Here is a 14575-nt window from a genome sequence, read left to right as displayed (position 1 = left end):
AGGCCCGATGCGGACCCTGCCGTCCGCATAAGAGAGCCCATTTAGCCTGAGCCGATCTGCGTGATGCCAACCGCCAGCCTTTGGCGGCAGATTGCTCGACCCCATAACCAATAATATGCGGGCGTGCCCATGATTACCCTGAAGCTCAATGGTCAAGACCATCAACTCGACGTCACCGAGGACATGCCGCTGCTCTGGGCGATCCGCGACGTGGCCGGTTACAACGGTACCAAATTCGGCTGCGGTATGGGCCTCTGCGGTGCCTGCACCATTCATATCGAAGGCGCCCCGGCGCGCAGTTGCATCACGCCGATCGGTTCGGTGGTCGGCCAGAACGTCACCACCATCGATAACCTGCACGCCGACCCGGTCGGGCAAGTCGTCCAGCAAGCCTGGCTCGACACCGCCGTGGCCCAGTGCGGTTTCTGTCAGGGCGGGCAGATCATGTCGGCGACAGCGCTGCTCAAGACCAACCCGAACCCCAGCGACGAACAGATCGAAGAGGCGATGGTCGGCAACATTTGCCGCTGCGGCACGTACAACCGCATCAAGACCGCCATCCGCCAGGCATCCACTCACCTGAAGGAGGCCAAGGCATGAGCCAGTTACCGAATGATTTCGCGCTGAGCAACCTCAGTCGCCGCGGTTTCCTCAAAGGCGTGGGCGCCACCAGTGCCTTGGTTTTGGTGGCGAGCTGGGGCTGGCAAGAGGCTTTCGCTGCGGAGAAAGAGAAAAAATTCGGCGCCGATGGCATGCCCAACGGCTGGATCGACGATCCCAAGGTTTACGTCAGCATTGGCGCTGACGGCATGGTGACCGTGGTCTGCAACCGTTCGGAAATGGGCCAGGGTGTGCGCACCAGCCTGACGATGGTGGTGGCTGATGAACTGGAAGCCGACTGGGCGATGATGAAGGTGCAACAGGCGCCGGGCGACGAAGTGCGCTTCGGTAACCAGGACACCGATGGCTCGCGCAGCATGCGCCACTGGTACGAGCCGATGCGTCGCTGCGGTGCTGCCGCGCGGACCATGCTTGAACAGGCCGCTGCCGAACAGTGGAAAGTACCGGTCAGCGAATGCCATGCGCAACTGCATAAAGTCATCCATAAACCATCCGGTCGTGAATTGGGTTACGGCGCCTTGGCCGCCGCAGCCGGTGCGTTGGCAGTGCCGGCGCGTGACAGCCTGCGGCTCAAACAGCCGTCGGAATTCCGCTATATCGGCAAGGAAGGCACCAAGGCTATCGACGGTGCCGACATCGTCAATGGTCGCGCCATTTACGGTGCAGACGTGCATTTCGATGGCATGCTCTACGCCACCATTGCACGCCCTGCGGTGTATGGCGGCAAGGTCAAGTCCGTCGACTCCAGCGCCGCGATGAAAGTCCCGGGCGTGATCAAGGTCGTGCAGATCGAAGGCCATCCGCTGCCGTCGGAGTTTCAGCCATTGGGCGGCGTGGCCGTGGTCGCCAGTAATACCTGGGCGGCGATCAAGGGCCGCGAAGCGCTGAAAATCGAGTGGGACGATGGCCCCAACGCCAGTTACGACTCGATCGCCTACCGCAAGGAAATTGAGGCAGCCTCCCTCAAACCCGGCAAAGTGGTGCGCAATACCGGCAACATCGACGAAGCGATGGGCAGCGCTGACAGCACGCTCGAAGCGTCCTATTACCTGCCGCACCTGACGCAAGCACCCATGGAGCCGATGGTCGCCATCGCCCGCTTCAAGGACGGTGTGTGCCAAGCCTGGGCCCCAAGCCAGGCCCCCCAAGTCACCCGCGAACGCATTGGCGAGCGCCTCGGCATTCCGTTCGATAACGTCACCTTCAACGTCACTTTGCTGGGCGGCGGTTTCGGGCGTAAATCCAAACCGGACTTCATCATCGAAGCGGCCATCCTTGCCAAGGAATTCCCCGGCAAGGCGGTGCGGGTGCAATGGACCCGTGAAGACGACATCCACTGCTCCTATTTCCACACGGTGTCGGCCGAGTACCTGAAAGCCGGCCTGAACAAGGACGGCCTGCCGTCCGGCTGGTTGCACCGCACCGTGGCGCCGAGCATCACCGCGTTGTTTGCGCCGGGCATGAACCACGAGGCGGCCTTCGAATTGGGCATGGGTTTCACCAACATGGCTTACGCGATCCCCAACGTGCGCCTGGAAAACCCGGAAGCGGCGATTCACACACGCGTCGGCTGGTATCGCTCGGTGTCGAACATTCCTCACGGTTTTGCGATTCAGAGCTTTGTCGATGAACTGGCGCACAAGGCCGGCCAGGATCCGCTCAAGTACCAGATCAAATTGCTCGGCCCGGACCGGCAGATCGATCCGCGCACCTTGAGTGAAGAGTGGAACTACGGCGAATCCCCCGAGCGTTATCCGATCGACACCGCGCGGATGCGCACGGTACTGGAAACCGCTGCCAAAGCCGCCGGTTGGGGGCGTGAGTTACCCAAAGGCCGAGGTCTGGGGCTGGCGGTGCATTACAGCTTCGTGACCTATGTGGCGGCGGTGATTGAGGTTGAAGTCAAAGACGACGGCACGCTGATCGTGCACAAGGCTGACATCGCGGTGGATTGCGGACCGCAGATCAACCCCGAGCGGATTCGCTCGCAGTTCGAAGGCGCCTGTGTCATGGGGTTGGGCAACGCTGTGCTGGGGGAAATCAGCTTCAAGGACGGCAAGGTCCAGCAGGACAACTTCCACATGTACGAAGTGGCGCGCATGTCCCTGGCGCCGAAGGAAGTCGCGGTTCATCTCGTTACACCTCCAGGCAATGTGCCATTGGGCGGTGTCGGTGAACCGGGCGTGCCACCGATTGCGCCAGCGCTGTGCAACGCAATCTTTGCCGCCACCGGCAAGCGCATCCGCAACCTGCCGGTTCGCTATCAGCTGCAAGGCTGGCAGAAGGCGCAAGCCTGATGGACAGCGTCGATCTGAACGTCCTGCGCAGCGTGCTTGAATGGCGTCGCGCCGGTCAGCGGGTGGTGTTGTACAGCGTGGTCCAGACCTGGGGCACCGCGCCTCGGGCGCCTGGCGCCATGCTGGCCTTGCGTGAAGATGGCGTGGTGATTGGCTCGGTGTCCGGTGGTTGTGTCGAAGACGATTTGATTGCCCGGCTGCATGACGGTCGTATTCCCGCCGATGGGCCGCCGGTGCAATTGATTACTTACGGCGTCACCCGTGAGGAGGCGGCACGCTTCGGTTTGCCGTGCGGCGGCACCTTGCGCCTGACCGAGGAGCGGGTCGGCGATCCGGCTTGGGTCGCCGAGTTGCTGGCGCGCTGCGAGGCGCATGAAATCGTCGCTCGCTCGCTCAGTGTCGAGACGGGTGAAGTCACGCTGCAACCGGCTGACAAGACGGATGTCCTGACGTTCGATGGCAAGACGTTGCGGGCCATTTACGGTCCGCGTTGGCGGCTGCTGCTGATCGGTGCGGGGCAGTTGTCCCGTTATGTCGCCGAGATGGCGCGGCTGCTGGATTTCGAAGTGCTGATCTGCGATCCGCGCACCGAGTTCGTGTACGGCTGGGAAGAGCAGCACGGGCGCTTTGTCTCGGGCATGCCCGATGACGCGGTGCTCAGCATCCAGACTGACGAGCGAACGGCCATCGTCGCGCTGACCCACGATCCTCGACTCGATGACATGGCGCTGCTGACGGCGCTGGATTCCAGGGCGTTTTATGTCGGTGCGCTGGGGTCGCGGGTCAACAGCTTGAAGCGCCGGGAAAACCTGGCTCAGCTAGGCTTGTCACAAGAGGCTATCGCTCGGCTGCACGGTCCGATCGGTTTGCACATTGGCAGCCACACACCGGCGGAAATTGCTTTGTCGCTGCTGGCCGAAATTGTCGCGATCAAGAACGGTGTAGAGCTCAAGCAGAAGAAGCTGTTGCAGGAGGGCGTATGAGCGAACCCATCGGCGTCATTGTGCTGGCAGCGGGGCAGGGCAGTCGGTTTCGACAGGAGGCCGGTGCCGAAAGGGACAAGCTGGTGGCGGATTGTACGGGGCGCGAGGGTGCTGTTCATTCGATGATCGAGCAAGTGCTGGTGAATTTGCCGGCGTCCCTTGAGAAGCGCGTCCTGGTGACCACTGTGGACCGACCACAAGTGATCCGCATGGCCAAGGCTTATGGTTGTGAGATTGTGCTGATCGAATCGACCGGCATGGGCGACAGCATCGCAGCCGGGGTGGCGGCGTGTCCGCAGCTCAGTGGCTGGCTGATTGTGCTGGGGGATATGCCGTTCATCCTTCCGTCGAGTATTGAGCGTGTGGTGGCGGGGATGGCCGACGATTGCATCAGTGTGCCGGTGCATGAAGGCGAGTTTGGGCACCCGGTGGGGTTTGGTCGTAGTTTTGGCCCGGGGTTGATGGAGCTGGCAGGTGATCGAGGTGCCAAGCCATTGTTCGCCCAGGCGAGGGTGGTTGAGGTGGCGGTGGACGATCCCGGTGTGCTCTGGGATGTGGATGTGCCAGCGTCGCTGGTTTTTCAATAACGGTTATCGGCGGGATCGCATTCGCACTTCCCCGGAGTAATCGGCCCTTGCTTTTACCCATTCGTATTTATCGATGGGTGCCAGATATAAAACTCGTTATTCAGCGGGTTTTATCCGACATACGATCATGTGGCGTGTGATGTTCACAGTTGGGGTGAACGTCCGGTCAGTACTCATTAAAAAAAGAGCCTACATGATAAAGCACTATATGGATGCGTCGGTCAGTGTCAGTCCTTTGGAACTGAACAGTGATATTCAGGAGTTGGGGGCATTGGAGCGGGCGTTAAGTTCTGCAGATGTTTTTCAACCTGTACCTCGTTATGTAAAAACACTTCGACAACTTAGAAAAGCCTCGCAGACCATCAGTTGTCATCGCGATGAAATCAAGTTCGGAGTCACGTTTGGTGAACGTTTAAAAGAGCTGGGCGACGACTTCGGTTTGTCCCCGCAGCACTTTTCGGTCAATACCAGTGGTTCGCCGCTGCTCGTCAAGGAGCAGTTCGGGGAACACCTGATTTCCCCTACGCACTTTGAAAACGGAGCGTATTTCAGCCACCCCCATGCCGATCATCAACTCGATCACTCGGCGGATGAGTTGCCGTCGATCAAGATTGGCCAGTATGTGCGTTTTGGTCGCAACGCTGCGGTCAACGCCGGCGGCGATGTGGCGATTGGCGACGGTGTCTGGCTGTCGCCGGGGAGTCAATTGCTGCGCCAGGACCATGATCCCTACGGCCGGCTCTCCATCGGTTCGCGGACCGTGGCGATGACGCGTCTGCCGCCGGTGAAGTTGTGCGATTACGCGTGGGTTGGGCGTGAAGCGATCGTGGGCTGGAACGCGGACTATCTGGGCAAGGCCAGCATTGTCGGGATCCGCTCCTTTCTCAATACCTGGGTTGGCGACTACTCCATCGTTGGCGACCAGGGGAAAGTCCTGCAATACCTGCCGTTCAAGGCTCACCTGATGGAAACCTACCAGCCGTCGATCGAGCAAACGCTGCAAGTCAGCGACTGGGCCGCGATCAATTCCGACTGGTTGATGATCTACCGGGACAGCCCGAAGCGTGAGACGCCGACGTTGCCGGCGCCATTGGCGGAGTACCTCGATACGCCGGGCAAGAAATCCGTGCTGTTGATTGCGCCGCCGGATAACGCCCAGCTTCAGGCGTTCGCCCGGCACAGCCTCGATGTCATCTCCGGTTCCCGGCAGCCGTTCGCCCACCACTTGCAATGGGCGCAGGACCAAGGCCACAAACAGCTCAGGCTGCGTGCCGACCTGGATTTTGCCAAGTTGCCGTTTGCCTCGGCGGGTGATTTCCACTATCGCCGCCGCTTGGGCTACTCGTTGATTGTCGCCAACAGTTCACCGGTTGATGCCGAGCCTTGTCGGGTCTATGTCAATGAACTGGCCCGGGTGCTGGCGCCGGAGGCCATGTTGTTGTTGCCGATCACCGATGTGTTGCAGGCGCAATTATCCGTGTACCAAGACTTGTTCCATCTGCGTGGGGAAGTCGAATTCGACGGTGCCTCTTTCATGTTAATGAAGAAGATCTGACGGAGGCTTACATGCCGTACTTGTTGCTTTCACTCGCTGCCGTGTTCTGGGGCGGGAACTATGTTGTCGGAAAATTGATGGTGGTGGATGTAGATCCGGTACTGTTGTCGCAACTTCGATGGCTGATTACCAGTGCGTTACTTCTCTTGATCAACTATAAAGCGGTGGTCGCCAGTTTGCCGGCCGCGCGCAAGTCATGGTTGACCCTGGTGATGTTGGCAGTCTGCGGGCAAGTTATTTTCCCCCTGACTTTATATATCGGTTTGCAATACACCAGCTCCTTGAATGCGGCGATCTATTTGTCGGCCACGCCTTGCCTGGTACTGGCCCTCAATCGTTTCGTGTTTGGTGATTTCATCTCCCGGTCGAATATGCTGGGTGTGGTCATCAGCACAGTCGGTGTGTTCTGGCTGGTGACCATGGGGCATTTGTCCGATTTGAGCTTCCTGGAAGGTTTCAACAAGGGCGATTTCTGGACCATGGCTTCGGCCGCCAGTTGGGCTGTCTATTGTTCCTTTTTGCGAACCAAGCCCAAGACCATCGCCGGCAACGCGTTCGTGACCTATTGCGCGGTGGTGGGGGCGTTGTGCCTGATTCCGTTCAGCCTCGGGGTTTTGGCCTTGCACCCTGACCTGACGTTCAACCTGGGGCAGGGCGCGGTACCGTGGCTGGGCCTGGCGTACCTGGTGATCTTCCCGTCCTGGCTGTCCTATCTGTTCTGGAGCAAAGGTATCGGTGAAATCGGCGCGACCCGTGGTGAGATCTTCACTCACCTGGTGCCGTTGTCCGGTGGCTTGTTCAGTATCGTGTTTCTCGACGTGCAGTTACATGCCTATCACTTGGTCAGCCTGGTGCTGATCGTGTTCGGGGTGATCCTCTGCTCCATTAAACGTCGGGCACCGCTGGCACTGCGCACGGAGGCTGCTTGATGGACAGAATCGTCGATGCGGTCGATCGTCACGGTGTGCGCTGGGTGGGACTTTTGCAGGGAAAAGGGACATCCACGTCACTGTGGCGGGTGGAAGCGGTCGAGAGTTCTCAGGCGCTGGCGGTACGGTTCGTGCGCAGCAAACAATCCTGGGAGGACTTCAAAAGCGGCTTGTCCCTGACGGCGCTGGCGCTTGAGGCGCTTTCATCGGTGACCTTCAGTGTGCCGCTGCGGCCGGTAATGGATGCGGTGTGCATGGTCAGCGGCTTTGGCTATACCCATCGCACGGTCAATGGTTTGCCCATGCCCGAGCGCTCTTCGCCGGACTGGTACTACAAAGGTAACGGCAAGGGCCTGGTGGCCGCGTCCCGGGCGATCAAATCGCCGTGTCATGCCAGCGGTGCTGGCATCGAGATCGAATACGCCTGCGTGTACCTGATCGACGATTGCCGGAACCCGCGTTACATCGGCTACACCTTGGCGGTGGATTTCTCCGACCCGGTGCTACGTCATGCTCAACCGGGGCTGGCCGGTCTGTCCAAGTTGCGCAATACCGCGTTGTGCCACGAACTGGTCATCGCCGAACCGCCGCGCCACTCGGTGGTCAGGAGTTCGATTGTGCGGCGTGGGCAAACAGTGTGGGATAAACAGTCGCTGCTGGGACTGGACCAGTTGATGTTTGCCAAAAGCGAACTCGAAGCCTTGCTGTTCCAGCATGAAGAACTCTGCGAGCCCGGCACGGTTCACTACGTTTTGCTCGGTGCTTCCTTGAGTACCGACAAGGACGGCTTCGAGTTGCAACACGGTGACATCATTCAAGCAAGCAGCGAGGAGGAGGGGCTGCGATTGTCCAACCTGTTCGAGGATGAGCTGGTGCGCCAATCGTGTAACTGCTGACGAGTGCCCGGCCCGTTACACCGCTGTTGCCGTCAACGGCAGACGGGCCGGTTTCTCGAAGTCCAGCACCCATTGGGCCAGCGCCCTGGGCGCCGGTTTGCCGGGATGATCGAAAAACACGAACTCGGTGGTCAGCGAAGCATATGAGCCATTGAGGAAATAGGTTTGCACCTGCTCACTGCGACAACACGAATCGACCAATGACAACGGCACCAGGGCCACGCCCACGCCGTTGATCACATTTGAAAACAGCAGCGGATACGAGCCGCATTCGATGATTTTTTCCGGGGTGATGTTGCCCATCAGAAACAGTTCGTCGAGATTGCGTTGCGAAGCGCTGCGCCGACTGTTGACCAGGAATACTTGGCCGCTAAAGGCCTTCAGGTCGTGGATGGCAGGTTGCGTCGCGCTGTAGATCAGCGCCAGCGGATCGTTGAACAGCGTCACCCGACGATAATGCGCGGGGGCAAAACCGGCGCCGACAATCACTGCGTCCAGCTTGCCGGCCTCAAGGTCCTTGAGCAGTGATTGCGTGTTGCCAATGCTGACATCCACCGCCAAGCCATCGGGATTGGCAACGATGCTTTGCAGCAGGTTTTGTCGCGTGATAGTGAGGTTTTCGATGACGCCCAGGCGTACCCGTGTTTCGGTTTTTGCCTGGGTTAGACTGGCTTGGGCACGCGCCACCAGATCGAGGATTTGCGAGGCGTAGGCATACAGCTCCTTGCCTTGCGCCGTCATCGTGATGCCGCGGCCGGATCGTTCGAACAGCTTGGTATCGAGCCGTGATTCGAGGGTCTTGATGCGGAAGGAGATGCTGGATTGAGCGCGATTCAACCTGATCGCGGCCTGCGTGACGCTGCCATAGTCAACAATCGCCTTGAAGGCGTCCAGTTCAGCAAATTCCATAGTCATGCACCCTTTACTCCATAACGGGCCGAAGGCTTTCGGACCGTGGCAGGGCCTGCCTTGAGCCCTGCAACCGCTCTATTCTGCACGTTGCACGACTCGTTCGTAATACTTACTTACAAATATTTGGTTGAGTGTTTGGCGTGGCGCCCAACTGATTTGGCTGTAAGCCATCGTTAGCCTTGATATTCATCGGCAAAAAAAAGCCCCGCCTGGATCACCAGGCGGGGCTTTTTAGTGGCCGATGGAATCAGACGAGAGGTTTAGGCTCGTGTTCTTTTTCCAGGGCTTGCTCGTGTTGCTCTACCGCTTCCTGAACGGAGCGCGGTGCTTCGTCGATCGCCGACTCAGCGGGTTCGGCAGCAGCGACTTCAGCAGCCGGGGCAGGTGCTGCCTCGACGACTTCAGCGACAACCGGTGCTGGTTCGACAGCAACCGGAGCAGCAGCGGCAGCCAGTTCGGCTTCCTTCTGCAGACGCTCCTCTTCACGCTTGCGACGACGCACTTCACGTGGATCGTTCGGCGCACGGCCACTTGGCGTCAGGGCGCTGACAGGGGCGGCTTCGACTTCCGGTGCGGCCACTTCGGCAACAACCGGCGCTTCAACCACCGGAGCAGGCTCGGCAGCAGCAACCACTGGCTCGGACACCATGGCCTCGGCTTCTGGCGCTTCTGGCGCTTCTGGCGCTTCGGCAGCGGCTGGCTCGGCAACCCAGTTGAACGCGGTTTGCTCTTCGCGAACTTCACGGACAGCTTCGGTTACTGTTTCGCTGGCTGTTTCGGCAGCCGGTTCTGCGGCAACTACTGGCTCAGCGGCAGCTTCGAATACAGGCTGTGCTTCACGAACCGGGGCCACTTCGATTTCCGGAGCGGCGGTGGCTTCGACCGGAGTCGTTGCTTCAACCACTGGCGCTTCCACTGGAGCAGCTTCCAGGGTGGCGGCAGTTGCGCGTTCGGCTTGCTCGTTAGCCTGTGCTTCAGCTGGAGCGCTGATCACGGTGCTGGCAACGGCTGCGGTAACAGCCAGGCCGGCGGCCAGATCGGCAGCGCTTGGCGCTTCGCTGGTTTCAGCGGCTTCGTTACCTTCGGCGGACTCGGATTCTTCCGAACCTTCGATCACGTTACCGTTGGCATCGCGTTGACGCTCGCGACGGTTGCTGCGACGACGCTGGCCACGGGAGCGGCGGCGTGGACGATCGCCTTCGGCGCCGTCCTGACCGTCTTCCTGCAGTTGCTCTTCGTTGGTAACCAGTTCTTCTTCAGCTACTGCGGCAGCGGCTTGCTCGGCACGTGGCTGACGTTCTTCACGCGGTGGGCGTGGAGCACGTTCTTCACGTGGCTGACGAGCTGGACGCTCTTCAGCGGCGGCGGTAGCAGCGGTAGCAGCGGCGGCCGGAGCGGCATCCAGAGGCTCGCGCAGTTCACGAACCGGACGCTCTTCACGATCGCCACGTGGCTTGCGATCTTCGCGAGGAGCGCGCGGTGCACGTTCTTCACGAGGTGCGCGTGGTGCGCGCTCTTCACGTGGAGCGCGTTCTTCGCGGGCGACGGCTACTGCTGGCGTTTCTTCGCGGGCTTCGCGTGGCTCACGTGGTGCGCGCTCTTCACGCGGTGCACGTTCCTCGCGAGGCTTGCGTTCTTCATCGCGGCGACCGTTACGGTTGCGGCTCTGCTGACGACCGTTGCGACGCTCTTCGTTGCGGGCCGGACGCTCGGTGGTCGCCGGTTTTTCAACCACAACCGGAGCAGCAGGCTCTTCCTTGGTCGCGAACAGGCTGACCAGCGACTTCACCAGGCCTTTGAACAGGCTTGGCTCTGGCGCGGCGACCGGTGCGACAACAGGGGCGGCAGCGACGACTTCGGTCGGAACCGGAGCGTTGGCGCGGGCCGGGGCCGTCTTGACCGCGGCTTCCTGGCGAACCAGGGTGCGGGTCGCAGCGGCTGGCTGGACTTCTTCGACTTCGGCAGCGGCAGCAGCGATTTCGTAGCTGGACTGGCCGACCGCGGCTTCCGGGCTGTCATCGCGCAAACGCTGCACTTCGAAGTGCGGCGTTTCGAGGTGATCGTTCGGCAGAATGACGATGCGGGCACGGGTGCGCAGCTCGATCTTGGTGATCGAGTTGCGTTTTTCGTTGAGCAGGAACGCGGCGACCGGGATCGGCACCTGGGCGCGAACTTCGGCAGTGCGGTCTTTCAGGGCTTCTTCTTCGATCAGGCGCAGAATCGCCAGCGACAGCGATTCAACGTCACGGATGATGCCGGTGCCGTTGCAACGCGGGCAAACGATGCCACTGCTTTCGCCCAGCGATGGACGCAGGCGCTGACGGGACATTTCCAGCAGGCCGAAGCGCGAGATGCGACCGACTTGCACGCGAGCGCGGTCAGCTTCCAGGCATTCGCGGACTTTCTCTTCCACGGCGCGCTGGTTCTTGGCAGGGGTCATGTCAATGAAGTCGATGACGATCAGGCCGCCGATGTCGCGCAGGCGCAACTGACGGGCGATTTCTTCGGCGGCTTCAAGGTTGGTCTGCAGAGCGGTTTCTTCGATGTCGCTGCCTTTGGTGGCGCGCGCCGAGTTGATGTCGATGGACACCAGGGCTTCGGTCGGATCGATAACGATGGAACCACCGGAAGGCAGTTCAACGACGCGCTGGAAAGCGGTCTCGATCTGGCTTTCGATCTGGAAACGGTTGAACAGCGGAACGCTGTCTTCGTACAGCTTGATCTTGCTGGCGTACTGCGGCATCACCTGGCGGATGAAGGTCAGGGCTTCGTCCTGGGCTTCAACGCTGTCGATCAGCACTTCGCCGATGTCCTGGCGCAGGTAATCGCGGATGGCGCGGATGATCACGTTGCTTTCCTGGTAGATCAGGAACGGCGCGGAGCGATCCAGCGAGGCTTCTTTGATGGCGGTCCAGAGTTGCAGCAGGTAGTCGAGGTCCCACTGCATTTCTTCGCTGCTGCGGCCCAGGCCGGCAGTGCGAACGATCAGGCCCATGTCGGCTGGAGCAACCAGGCCGTTCAGGGCTTCACGCAGTTCGTTGCGCTCTTCACCTTCGATGCGACGGGAAATACCGCCGGCACGCGGGTTGTTCGGCATCAGAACCAGGTAACGACCGGCCAGGCTGATGAAGGTGGTCAGGGCTGCGCCCTTGTTGCCACGTTCTTCTTTTTCGACCTGAACGATGACTTCCTGGCCTTCGCTCAGGACATCCTTGATGTTGACGCGGCCTTCGGGGGCTTTCTTGAAGTATTCGCGGGAGATTTCTTTGAGGGGCAGGAAGCCGTGGCGCTCAGAGCCGAAATCGACAAAGGCAGCCTCAAGGCTTGGTTCGATGCGAGTAATCCGGCCTTTATAGATGTTGGCCTTTTTCTGCTCGCGTGCACCGGATTCGATGTCCAGGTCGTAGAGGCGTTGGCCATCTACCAGTGCAACACGCAACTCTTCGGGTTGAGTTGCGTTAATCAGCATTCTTTTCATGTAGTACCGTCGGTTTCCGGGCTGCCGGAAACGGCGTTCGGCACACACGACTTCTCATGGTCGGTGTCAGGTGCGTCAGGAGTGGTTGGACACTCCAGTGTCTAGCGAACCCCGACCAATTGGGCCGGCGTCGCGACGTACGCGTCCTGCTTGCTGTGGCTACTTAAGCACTCAGTCAGGAGGAGGAATCAACCAGCGGCTGTGGACGAGATGAAGCGTCTTGATAAAGCCTATTGCTACACAGTCCAGCGGTTGTGCATCTCCACCCTACACGTATCCCTGATAATTCGGGTGCTGCCGCGCGCAGAATCCGCAGCGGGTTGGCATTTACCGTGAGCTCCGAAAGGGGAGGTCACGCATCATGGCTAATTTAGGCGTTGTTTCCGAAGCGTTCGCTCGGGGTTGTTCGTAGCTGACTGCACTTTGTGAACTGGCCGTGAATATTTGCTCGCAAGGCGAGTGAAAACTCTGCTTTGCGGCATGCTTCAGGCCTCATGTCACCTGCGCTCGTTACAACTGCAAACTCTACCGTTTCGTAGCGAAAGCCCCGTAGGACGGCCTCTCGTCCTCGTGAATTGCGTTGGTCAGGGCCGGTTTTTGACCGTTAGTCCGCTGTCCAGGCCACTTTTGGCGGCGTTCGCGACTATAGCAGCAATGATTAAGTGCTTCAATTCCATAAAAAATTGTTATCATCCGCACCATGACGACTACTGCCCCTTCGACCCCAGCCGTACAACTGCTGGAGGTCTCGCCGGAATATGCCGGCCAACGTATTGATAACTTCCTTCTCGCTCGGCTCAAAGGCGTGCCCAAGACCTTGATTTACCGCATTTTGCGCAAAGGCGAAGTGCGAGTGAACAAAGGTCGGATCAAGCCCGAATACAAGCTGCAGGCGGGCGATATCGTGCGCGTGCCGCCGGTTCGCGTGCCTGAGCGCGACGAGCCGGTGCCACTGGCACAAGGCCTGCTGCAGCGCCTCGAAGCCTCGATTGTATTCGAGGACAAGGCGTTGATCGTGATCAACAAGCCTTGCGGCATTGCGGTTCACGGTGGTAGCGGCTTGACTTACGGGGTGATCGAAGCCTTTCGTCAGTTGCGTCCCGATTGCAAGGAGCTTGAGCTGGTTCACCGTCTCGACCGTGACACCTCCGGCCTGCTGATGATCGCCAAGAAGCGCAGCATGCTGCGTCACTTGCACACGGCATTGCGCGGCGATGGCGTCGACAAGCGCTACATGGCGCTGGTTCGCGGCAATTGGGCGGCCTCGATCAAGCAAGTCCGGGCGTCGCTCGGCAAGAGCAATCTGCGCTCCGGCGAGCGTATGGTCGAGGTCGACGAGGAGGAGGGCAAGGAGTCCGTGACCGTGTTCAAGGTCCTGCGTCGTTTTGGCGACTTTGCCACCCTGATCGAAGCCAAACCGATTACTGGCCGGACTCACCAGATCCGCGTCCATACTCTGCACGCCGGGCATTGCATCGCCGGTGACACCAAGTACGGCGATGAAGGCTTCAGCAAAGAGATTCGTGACCTGGGCGGAAAGCGCCTGTTCCTGCACGCCTACCTGCTGACCGTGCCGCTGCCGGATGGTGGTGAGCTGAAGTTGCAGGCGCCGGTCGACGAGATGTGGGCCAAAACCGTGGAGCGCCTGAGTGCACCCATCTGATTACAAGCTGCTGATTTTCGACTGGGACGGCACGCTCGCCGACTCCATTGGTCGGATTGTCGAGTCGATGCATGTCGCATCCGAGCGCTCCGGTTTTCAGTTGCGCGATGATTTTGCTGTCAAGGGCATCATCGGTCTAGGCTTACCGGAAGCGATCCGCACGTTGTATCCGGAAATCGGCGACGACGAATTGGTAGCTTTTCGTCAGCACTATGCTGATCACTACATTGCCTCGGAAGCTGTTCCTTCGCCATTGTTCGAAGGTGTGATCGAGTCGATGGAAGCGTTTCGTGCCGAGGGTTATCACTTGGCGGTCGCGACCGGCAAGGCTCGTCGCGGGCTGGATCGGGTGCTGAAGTCTCACGGCTGGGAAGATTATTTCGATATCACCCGCGCGGCCGATGAAACCGCCAGCAAACCCCATCCGCTGATGCTCGAGCAGATCCTCGCTCACTGCGAGGTTCGCCCGGAGCAGGCACTGATGGTGGGCGATTCGTCCTTCGATTTGCAGATGGCACGCAACGCTGGCATGGGTTCGGTGGCTGTCAGCTATGGCGCGCAATCGATCGAAGCGTTGAAATTGTTCGGGCCGGCGCTGGCTATTGATCGTTTTTCAGAATTGCATGCCTGGCTGAGTCAGCGGGCTTAATAGGT

The 14575-nt window shown here is 59.8% G+C and carries 11 protein-coding genes; 9 read left to right on the top strand and 2 right to left on the bottom strand.

Translation table 11 applies throughout. From position 1 onward, the window contains the following. Window positions 1-129 precede the first annotated feature (129 nt). The 7 genes from PMI27_RS15005 (at window position 130) to PMI27_RS15035 (ending at window position 7868) form a co-directional block, all read left to right on the top strand. The gene (locus tag PMI27_RS15005; RefSeq protein ID WP_008152370.1) at window positions 130-600 is read left to right on the top strand and encodes a (2Fe-2S)-binding protein; all 471 of its coding nucleotides are present in this window, start codon (window positions 130-132) and stop codon (window positions 598-600) included. Beyond that, window positions 597-2918: a xanthine dehydrogenase family protein molybdopterin-binding subunit gene (locus PMI27_RS15010; RefSeq protein ID WP_008152367.1), complete on the top strand. Its 2322-nt coding sequence runs from the start codon at window positions 597-599 to the stop codon at window positions 2916-2918. Before PMI27_RS15005 ends, PMI27_RS15010 begins: the two co-directional genes overlap by 4 nt. Beyond that, window positions 2918-3901: an XdhC family protein gene (locus PMI27_RS15015; RefSeq protein ID WP_008152365.1), complete on the top strand. Its 984-nt coding sequence runs from the start codon at window positions 2918-2920 to the stop codon at window positions 3899-3901. Before PMI27_RS15010 ends, PMI27_RS15015 begins: the two co-directional genes overlap by 1 nt. Then, window positions 3898-4488, top strand: coding sequence for a nucleotidyltransferase family protein (locus tag PMI27_RS15020; RefSeq protein WP_008152363.1), 591 nt, complete (start codon window positions 3898-3900; stop codon window positions 4486-4488). Before PMI27_RS15015 ends, PMI27_RS15020 begins: the two co-directional genes overlap by 4 nt. A 193-nt stretch (window positions 4489-4681) precedes the next feature. Continuing rightward, on the top strand, window positions 4682-6043 hold the full coding sequence (locus PMI27_RS15025) for an acyltransferase (RefSeq protein ID WP_008152361.1): 1362 nt from the start codon (window positions 4682-4684) through the stop codon (window positions 6041-6043). A gap of 11 nt (window positions 6044-6054) precedes the next feature. Beyond that, window positions 6055-6972: a DMT family transporter gene (locus PMI27_RS15030; protein WP_008152359.1), complete on the top strand. Its 918-nt coding sequence runs from the start codon at window positions 6055-6057 to the stop codon at window positions 6970-6972. Further along, a complete protein-coding gene (locus PMI27_RS15035) occupies window positions 6972-7868 on the top strand; it encodes a hypothetical protein (RefSeq protein ID WP_008152358.1) in 897 nt (298 codons plus the stop codon). Before PMI27_RS15030 ends, PMI27_RS15035 begins: the two co-directional genes overlap by 1 nt. 15 nt (window positions 7869-7883) lie before the next feature. Here the strand turns inward: PMI27_RS15035 and PMI27_RS15040 are convergent, their stop codons facing one another. Then, window positions 7884-8783, bottom strand: a complete 900-nt coding sequence (locus tag PMI27_RS15040; protein WP_008152356.1) for a LysR family transcriptional regulator — start codon at window positions 8781-8783, stop codon at window positions 7884-7886. Window positions 8784-9027: 244 nt separating this feature from the next. Continuing rightward, on the bottom strand, window positions 9028-12258 hold the full coding sequence (gene rne, locus PMI27_RS15045; protein WP_008152353.1) for a ribonuclease E: 3231 nt from the start codon (window positions 12256-12258) through the stop codon (window positions 9028-9030). Between the two features lie 700 nt (window positions 12259-12958). On the opposite strand from rne, the gene rluC reads away from it, so the two are divergent. Continuing rightward, the gene (gene rluC / locus PMI27_RS15050) at window positions 12959-13921 is read left to right on the top strand and encodes a 23S rRNA pseudouridine(955/2504/2580) synthase RluC (protein WP_008152351.1); all 963 of its coding nucleotides are present in this window, start codon (window positions 12959-12961) and stop codon (window positions 13919-13921) included. Next, window positions 13908-14570, top strand: coding sequence for an HAD-IA family hydrolase (locus tag PMI27_RS15055; RefSeq protein ID WP_008152348.1), 663 nt, complete (start codon window positions 13908-13910; stop codon window positions 14568-14570). The genes rluC and PMI27_RS15055 overlap by 14 nt, the downstream gene beginning before the upstream one ends. The last annotated feature ends 5 nt before the right edge of the window (window positions 14571-14575 follow it).

This window comes from Pseudomonas sp. GM41(2012), assembly GCF_000282315.2.
Taxonomy (GTDB): domain Bacteria; phylum Pseudomonadota; class Gammaproteobacteria; order Pseudomonadales; family Pseudomonadaceae; genus Aquipseudomonas.
Note: the sequence above shows the minus strand (reverse complement) of the source record. Positions and strands in the feature narration are given on the sequence as shown.